Origin of the sequence: Erysipelothrix aquatica (assembly GCF_009828775.2) — a bacterium.
Lineage (GTDB): Bacteria > Bacillota_I > Bacilli_A > Erysipelotrichales > Erysipelotrichaceae > Erysipelothrix > Erysipelothrix aquatica.
The window spans coordinates 33,787-41,247 of the sequence record NZ_WTSY02000019.1; the positions used below are offsets into that span (position 1 = coordinate 33,787).

The window sequence follows — 7,461 nt, forward strand, 5'->3', positions numbered from 1 at the left end:
AGTTTTGATGTTTCTTTAATTACGAAACTTTTTAGAGCTTGATTATTTATACAATAGTCTGAGCATGACAATCGAAATTAAACCATAATATTATCATGACATTAGGGTATAAACTAAAATGAGAAAGATATTGTGGAAAAAAATTACTGTACAGTTTATAGTCTGAAAAATGTACTGGATTTGCTTTGACAAATAGAGTGATAAATTACTAGGAGATGTAGGATATACAAAAGAAGCGATAATCAAAATGAATAGAGATCCTAGAGAACTCGATTAAAGTAATGTACTCATTACAATTAGGGGATAATCTTACTAGCAAGACCTACTTCGATAATAACTTCCCTGAAAAAATCTTCTCCTTTGCTGTAAAAGAAGATGGTAATGATTTCTACGCAACAATAGATTTTGAAATTGGTTTAAGGTATAAAAAAATAATACCGTATTCAGTGTGATTGATACTGAAAACAACACTGATTCTTTTCGGATAAAAAACTAAAAGAGCCAAATAAGTAAAACAAAGGTTGGTTCTAATACTTCGGTATTGGACACCAACTTTTTCAGCATAAAGATACTCTATTATAAAGAATATTCTTCACTTTCTTTGCGATAAAATTACTTTATAGTATCTATAATTCAATCAACATTAATATTTAAGTTTGGGGATATATAAAAGTTAAATCATTTGTATATCCGTGAATCTATATTTGGGAGTGTGTACTGAATGTCTGGGTATTGTTGAACGTTTAACACATGCTGCTTAACGTATTGATTAGAAAATGTAGAGTAATTGTACATGGATTTAAGTTTTATTGCTGACTTACGCAAAATTACATAATATCATCGCTTTATAAATCAATCTTGGGTATGATAAGAGCAGTGTGAAAATGTAATTTTCTGTGGAGGACAAATGAAAAAGAAGTTACTAAAGTTGAGTGTCATCATGGGAGTTTTAACGATGATGACAGTATTGCCGGTATCTGCGACGTCAGGTAAGTTAAAGGGCGGAAGTATCATAAGTTGTGGAGACACATACTACGGTCACCATGGCGATGGGCACTGGCATGTGGCGGCTGATCGTGGGTCGGGATGGTACCCTCAAGGAGGGTCATTAGGCTATGATAATCCTTGCGGTGGTAATGTTGCGCAATCACGACAAGAAGATACGCGAGCACAAGAACAAGAGGCAAAGCGAATAGAAGATGAAAGAGTTGCTGCAGAGACTGCGGCTGCAAAGCAGTTAGAAGAAGAACGTAAGATCAAAGAAGCAGAAGAAGCCAAAGCTAAAGAAATTGAACTAGAAAAACTTAACAACACTTCAATTGATGCAATCAGTTTTGGTGGAACTGAGTTTGGTGGTTCAAAATCAAAGAATGCATCCCCACTTCAACTTTTAGCTAGTGAAATAAACTTAGATTCGTTTTCTGTTGCAACGAAAAATGGACAAGCTACCAGTACGATAAGCTTTGAAAAGGATTTAAAACCATTTATGGGTAACACTTTAAAAGTCAAAGTACAGTCGGAGAATAAAGAGAAGGATCAAATCCACGACTTTAAAGTCTTTATTTTTGGTACAGCAGAGGAGTTTGTAAATGCGACCTATGACGCTAAAATCTCGTATGGAAAAGACAAAACGATTGAGTTAACAAATACATCAGTCTCTGAAATTCGGGGCTCTGACCTCAATGAACTTTCGGAAGGTACGCTTTCGAGTATATCAGTTAATGGTTACTTGGTCGAAGATGTTTCGTATCAAGTGAAGCAGGAAGATGAAATAGCGATTAAATTATATACTAAGGACGGCGTATTCTTTGGAGAAATTCCTCTTAAAGAGAAGAATACTACAGGTGAAACTATTCTGGGAGCAGCAATCTTAACGGGTGCAGGCGCCGGGGGATATGCATTAATCCGTAAACGAAAAAAAGCAAAGATAAACGTATAACAATTACCAATTATAAATAATCAAAGGCATCATACGATGTCTTTTTCCTTGTTAAACAAAAAGTCGTGGTCACCTTCTGTCGTATATTTAGAGTATAATAATGGTAAATGGAGGGATGATATTTATGCCGGCAACTGTGAAATTTGACTACAATAAAGAACCATCACGTGATATTCTCTGCATCGATTGTAAGAGCTTTTACGCGTCGTGTGAAGCAGTTGATCGCAAATTGCACCCACTAAAAACCAAGCTTGTTGTTATGAGTTATCCCAGCGATAGTGTGAACGAGCGTGGAAGTGGTTTAATACTTGCATCAAGTCCAGCTGCTAAGAAGGCTTATGGGATTAGTAATGTTAGCCGAGCGCGCGACTTACCATTTCCTTATCCTGATGATTTAGTTATAGCAGCGCCACGGATGCATATGTATATGCAAATGCATCGTAAAATTAACGAAATTTTTCGAAAGTATGTTGATGATGAGAATATTTCGACGTATTCCGTTGATGAAACATTCTTAGATGTGACGGATTCACTTGAATATTTTAATTGTGAGAGTGCATATGAAATTGCGAAATTAATCCAAACTGAAGTATATCGTGAAACTAAGATTTACACGACGGTTGGAATTGGTGATAATCCCTTATTGGCAAAATTAGCACTTGATAATGAAGCGAAGGATAATAAAGACATGAAGGCCGAATGGCGTTATGAAGATGTTGCCTCTAAATTGTGGAAAATCGAGTCCATGACTGATATGTGGGGAATTGGTCATCGAGGTGCGATTCGGTTGCAAAAACTAGGAATCTTTAGCGTTTACGATTTGGCTCATGCCAACTACGATATGTTGAAAAGTAAACTAGGGGTATTGGGAACACAATTATACGCACATGCATGGGGAATTGATCGTACATTCTTGGGTGAATCGTATGTCCCTAAATCTCGTTCAATCGGGAATTCGCAAGTATTGAACCGTGATTATACAAGTAGAAAAGAAATTGAAATTGTAATTCGTGAAATGGCCGACCAAGTTGCGACGCGTCTACGAAAAGAAGGTGTCAAAACGAGCAACGTAAGTTTGTGGGTGGGCTATTCATTAGGGTTTGTTGATCGTGATGGAAAGACTGGATTTAATAAGCAAAAGAATATCGAAATGACGAACCAGAGTCATAAACTTGCTGAAGTTCTCATTGATATTTTTGAACAACATTTTGATCATCAAACAGTGCGTAATATTGGTATAAATTGTTCTAAGCTAAGCCATGACAAGCCGGAGCAAATTAATATCTTCGAATCGGTAGTTCAAAAAGAAAAGAATCACAAATTTGATGAAGCGGTAGACACTGTTCGCGAGAAATTTGGGTTCACCAAAATGGTCTATGCGAGTAGCCTTATGGAAGGCGGTCGTGCCATTGCACGGAGCTCTTTAGTTGGTGGGCATGCTGGTGGTCTAGAGGGTATGGAAAGTGAGGAACGCATTCGTGCCGAGAAAAAGGACAAAAAAGGAATTCAAAAACTACAATGAGTATCAAGATCGGCCTTTTGGTTTGAAGTGGGGAACGGCTTTCGCACTTGCGGAGCTTACTAAATCGATTGATGCAGGGAAAAGTGACGCACTTAAAGTCGTGCCAGCCTTACCGCAAATGGAACGTGAGGAAATCGATGCAGTCCTACAGCTTGCATTTTTAAAATCAAAGGTGATATCGATTCAGGTAAATATAATGGATGATCACCAACGTCTCAAAGAAAGTGTGATTGGGAAGTTCGAAGGGATGGCGGATGCATCATTTTTCTATGTTGAAGATTACGCAATTAGCTGGGAAATCGTAAGGAATGTATCCATCGTTGAGTAAAGAAAAACTTAAAATATCAACTAATGGAATAGGGTGCCCATTTAATAAATGAATCGATATGTGTTACTATCGAAGTATATCAGGGGGGAACGATATGAAAAAAATTGCTATTGTACTTTTGGTGACGATAATACTTGCTGGGTGTTCGACGAAAGAGAACCCTTCGCAAACACTTTGTGAGTTAAAAGATGATGGACCGATAAGTTACACATACATAATTGATGCGAATGGGAATGATGTTACGAGAATGGAAAATGTGCTTCGTATGAAAGGTTCTAATGAAGGATTTGACTTTGTTGCGAATGAGTTCCAAAAAGCGTTTGATGCAAGCAAACAAACTTGGGCTGAACGCGCGGGGAAAAAGGATATCCCAGGCCTCGAATTCAAAGTAGATAAAAGCGATAGTATGATTGCATTGATTCAGATTCAGACGATGAAGGATATCGACTTTGAATTGATGAATCGCATCAAATTTTACGAAGGGTATGATCGTGTGGTTAAAGGGTTATTCTTAGATGAGGAAGTAAATGCATTACAGCAGAATGGCTATACCTGCACGAAAAAGTAGGAGAAACAACATGAAGTTATATATCAAACAAAAAGTATTTGCATTCAGTGAGAGGTTCACGGTTAAGGATGAAACTGGAGTCGATAGATTTGTCGTCGAGGGAAGTTTCATGAGAATACCCAAGAAATTTATAATTCGAAATGAATTTGGCGAAATGGTATCGGAAATTGAGAAACAAATGTTCCGAATTTTTTCACGCTATGATATTACGACACCAACCACAGATCATGTTGAACTTGTGCGAAGATTTTCATTCTTCAAAAGTAAGTTCGAGATAACAGGGAAACAATGGGAATTGCGTGGCGATATTTGGGATCACGATTACAGTGTCGTCTATGGTGATAGGCCTGTGATGTATCTGAGAAAGCACTGGTTTACATGGGGTGATAGTTATGAACTGACAATTCCTGATGAACGTGACGCTGTGCTTGCATTATCCATCGCAATTGCTATCGATAAAGAAATAGCGGATGATCAACAATCAAATTAAAAGTCTCGAATCGTGAGACATGCATTAAGGCAGCACATCAAAAGGGCTGTCTTTTGTATGTATATTACATCAACATCATCATTAATATTTGTGAATTCTGTAATTAATAAATTGCATAGAGTTGGTATCGTAGTTTGATATAATGCAGTTAAACAGAGCTTGTGAGTGTTTTGTAATTATTATCAAACGAACCGACAATATGTTATTTATAAATAATATGTTATATATTTCACGACAAATACAATGAATATACACCTCAAATGATAACCACTATTGATATACTTTAAGGGTAATACATTAGATATGGGGATTTGATTCTAATAAAGGAGGTATCTTGATGTATAATCAATGGAATGGTTTCAAAGGAAACTATTGGAAAGAAAATATTGATACGCGTGATTTTATCAAACAAAACTACACAGAGTATCGTGGAGATGATGAGTTCTTAGAAGGACCAACACAAAATACAATTGATCTTATGGAACAATTGGAAACTATGAATGCTTACCAACGTGAGCATGATGGTGTCTACAACATGGATACTAAAATTGTATCAACTGTAACATCACATGGACCAGGTTACATGAATAAAGACTTGGAACAAATTGTTGGTTTCCAAACTGACGAACCTTTAAAACAAGCATTCATTCCTTTCGGAGGAATTGGAATGGCTGTTAAGTCATTGGAAAGCAATGGTTACGTTGCTGATGAAGAGCTTGTAAACATTTTTACAAAATGGCGCAAAACGCACAACCAAGGTGTCTTTGATGTTTATACTGCAGAGATGCGTGCAGCTCGTAAAAATAAAATAATCACAGGGCTACCAGATGCATACGGACGTGGACGTATTATCGGTGACTACCGTCGTGTAGCTTTATATGGTATTGATCGTTTAATTAAAGCGAAAAAAGATGACCTCAACCATGCAGGTTATCGAACAATGACGGATGACGTCATTCGTCTTCGTGAAGAAATTAATGAACAAATTCGTGCATTAGCTGACATGAAAGAAATGGCAGCAAGCTATGGTTTTGACATTTCACAACCAGCTGCAAATGCTAAAGAAGCTGTACAATGGTTATACTTTGGATACCTTGCAGCAATCAAAGAAAACAATGGTGCAGCGATGTCTATTGGACGTATTTCTGCATTCTTAGACATCTACCTACAACGTGATTTAGCAGCAGGTACTATTTCAGAGCAAGAAGCTCAAGAGTTGATTGACCACCTCGTTATGAAATTGCGTATGGTCAAGTTTGCTCGTACACCAGAGTACAACTCACTCTTCAGTGGATACCCAATTTGGGCTACACTTTCAATTGCTGGGATGGCATTTGATGGACGTTCATTAGTCACAAAAACAGACTTCCGTCTCTTGCATACACTCATTAACATGGGCCCATCACCAGAACCAAACTTAACTGTTTTATACTGTGATGCATTACCAGAAGGTTTCCGTACTTTCGCTTCACGTATCGCAATTGAAACATCTTCAATTCAATTTGAAAATGATGAATTGCTCCGTGAAAAATGGGGTTCAGATGATGCAGCGATTGCTTGCTGTGTTTCAGCAACAGTTATTGGTAAAGATATGCAGTTCTTCGGAGCACGTGCTAACTTAATTAAAGCATTGCTATATGCAATCAACGGTGGTGTTGATGAAATTACCGGTGCGCAAGTTGGACCACGTTACCGTCCAATTTCATCAGAAATCTTAGATTTCGAAGAAGTTAAGGTCGCTTACCAAGATATGATGGACTGGTTAGCAGAACTATATGTTAATACATTGAACTCAATCCACTATATGCATGATAAATATGCATATGAGAAATCACAACTAGCATTAATGGATTCAGATTTAAAACGTACTTTTGCAACAGGTATCGCTGGTATCTCACACGTAGCAGACTCATTGTCAGCGATTAAATATGCTAAAGTTAAACCAATTCGTGATGAAAATGGTGTTGCAATTGACTTTGAAATTGAAGGTGATTTCCCACGTTATGGAAATGATGATAACCGTGCGGATGATCTTGCTAACTGGGCACTTCAATACTTTATGAAACAAATCAAACGCCACCATACATACCGCAATTCAACACCAACATTAAGCTTGCTAACAATCACATCTAATGTTGTCTATGGTAAAGCAACAGGAAATACTCCAGATGGTCGTGGAAAAGGTGTTCCATTGGCTCCAGGAGCTAACCCATCATATGGCGCAGAACGTAACGGTCTTCTTGCATCACTAAACTCAACTGCTAAGTTAGACTATAACTGTGCGTTAGATGGTATTTCAAATACACAAACTATTGCACCAATCTCATTGGGTAAATCAGATCCAGAGCGTGTTGCAAACTTACGAGGCATCATGGATGGATACTTCTCACAAGGAGCATATCACCTCAATGTTAACGTCTTCGACAATTCATTGTTAGAAGATGCTATGGCAAATCCACTCAAATACCCGAACTTAACAATTCGTGTTTCTGGATATGCAGTTCGTTTCGTTGAACTTACGAAAGAACAACAACTCGATGTTCTAATGCGTACAGCTCACGAACGTACAGTTTAAAATTACTTATAATCAATAAATAGTAAAGCTGTTAAATTG

General features: G+C 37.5%; 6 protein-coding genes. All 6 read left to right on the plus strand.

The annotated features are described in order from the left end of the window. The first annotated feature begins 907 nt into the window (after positions 1-907). The 6 genes from GVV20_RS06630 (at position 908) to pflB (ending at position 7,422) form a co-directional block, all read left to right on the plus strand. On the plus strand, positions 908-1,939 hold the full coding sequence (locus tag GVV20_RS06630; protein WP_159741172.1) for a hypothetical protein: 1,032 nt from the start codon (positions 908-910) through the stop codon (positions 1,937-1,939). 124 nt (positions 1,940-2,063) lie between these two features. Further along, complete coding sequence (locus GVV20_RS06635; RefSeq protein ID WP_159741173.1) at positions 2,064-3,461, plus strand: Y-family DNA polymerase; 1,398 nt, start codon at positions 2,064-2,066, stop codon at positions 3,459-3,461. Continuing rightward, positions 3,418-3,789, plus strand: a complete 372-nt coding sequence (locus tag GVV20_RS06640) for a hypothetical protein (RefSeq protein ID WP_159741174.1) — start codon at positions 3,418-3,420, stop codon at positions 3,787-3,789. The genes GVV20_RS06635 and GVV20_RS06640 overlap by 44 nt, the downstream gene beginning before the upstream one ends. Positions 3,790-3,883: 94 nt before the next feature. After that, positions 3,884-4,357 carry a hypothetical protein gene (locus tag GVV20_RS06645; protein ID WP_159741175.1) on the plus strand — a complete coding sequence of 158 codons (474 nt, stop codon included), beginning with the start codon at positions 3,884-3,886 and terminating at the stop codon, positions 4,355-4,357. Between the two features lie 10 nt (positions 4,358-4,367). Further along, positions 4,368-4,847: an LURP-one-related/scramblase family protein gene (locus tag GVV20_RS06650; RefSeq protein WP_159741176.1), complete on the plus strand. Its 480-nt coding sequence runs from the start codon at positions 4,368-4,370 to the stop codon at positions 4,845-4,847. 337 nt (positions 4,848-5,184) lie between these two features. Next, positions 5,185-7,422 (plus strand): formate C-acetyltransferase, encoded by a 2,238-nt coding sequence (pflB, locus tag GVV20_RS06655; protein ID WP_159741177.1) that lies wholly within the window; start codon positions 5,185-5,187, stop codon positions 7,420-7,422. The last annotated feature ends 39 nt before the right edge of the window (positions 7,423-7,461 follow it).